Source organism: Pelotomaculum propionicicum, from assembly GCF_004369225.1.
Classification (GTDB): domain Bacteria; phylum Bacillota; class Desulfotomaculia; order Desulfotomaculales; family Pelotomaculaceae; genus Pelotomaculum_B; species Pelotomaculum_B propionicicum.
The window spans coordinates 1-1,326 of the sequence record NZ_QFFZ01000135.1 but is presented as its reverse complement, the minus strand read 5'-3'; the positions used below and the strand labels follow the sequence as shown (position 1 = coordinate 1,326).

The window sequence follows — 1,326 nt, the reverse complement described above, 5'->3', positions numbered from 1 at the left end:
GCCTGCGATGACGCTTCCCAACCGCAAGAGCGGCTTGAAAACGGTGGATGAAGAGAAAACGGTCATTCAACGAATAACTGAAGAGAAGCTGAAAGTGTATGGACAACTGCTGCCGGGGTTGCTGAAGAAATTGGCGCGGGTTCCCGACCCGCGGAATCCGAAGAAAGCCAAGCATCAAATAACAGTGATGATGCTGTACGGGATCCTGATGTTTGTGTTTCAAATGGCCTCAAGGCGGAAAACGAATCAGGAAATGACCACACCGCTGTTACTTAAAAACCTGCAAGCCGTCTTTCCGGAGTTGACGGATATGCCGCACCAGGATACCTTGTGCCGCTTACTGGAAAAGATGGATGTGGGCCAAATCGAAACTCTCTACCTCGACATGCTGAAACGGTTGATCAGCAAAAAGACGTTTAAAAACCTACTACATAAAAAGCGCTATCTTGTGGCTGTGGACGGGACGCAAAAATACAAGATGGATGAATGCTGGGATGAGCGCTATCTTCGTCGTAAGATTCGAGGCAAAGACGGTGAATACCAATATTATGCCTATGTCCTGGAAGCGGTTTTACTTTTTTCCAACGGCATGGTTCTGCCACTGATGAGTTTATTTTTGGAGAACAACGTGGAATTGGAGAAAATAGAAAACGATGAAGAGTGGAAACAGGACTGCGAATTGAAGGCATTTTATCGGTTGGCGAAGCGGCTGAAGCAAGAGTTTCCGAAACTGCCGCTCACCCTGTTGATGGACGGGCTGTACGCAAACGGGCCGGTCATGGAAATTTGCCGTAAGAACAAGTGGAAATTTATGATCGTACTCAAAGACGGCTCACTGCCTTCTGTTTGGCAAGAAGCAAAAGGGTTGATGCGTCTGGATACCAAAGGGGAATATCGCCATAAGCAAATGTGGCAGGGACGACGGCAGACGTTCTGCTGGATTAATGAGATCGAGTATGACTATGGTTTTGGTAAACACAAAAAAACCATGCTCCTTCATGTGGTGACGTGTGAGGAAAACTGGGAAGAGAACGATAAAGATGGCTTGGTGAAGATGAAAACTACCCGTCACGCCTGGATTTTCAGTGATCCCATTGACCGGAAAAATGTCCATGAACATTGCAATTTGGCGGCCCGGAAACGATGGTTGCATGAGAACAACATTTTAAAAGAGAAGCATCAGGGATACCAGTATGAACACATTTTTTCACATGACTGGAATGCGATGCGGGGGTATCATTACCTCATGCATATCGCCCGTATGTTAAATGAAATGGCGCTTCATTCGCTTTACCTGACGGAACATGTCAAAACAGTCGGGGTTCA

The 1,326-nt window shown here is 46.6% G+C and carries 1 protein-coding gene; it reads left to right on the top strand.

Annotated elements, in window-relative coordinates:
* The coding region (locus tag Pmgp_RS19225; protein WP_134216291.1) for a transposase family protein at positions 1 to 1,326 on the top strand (1,326 nt) is incomplete at both ends.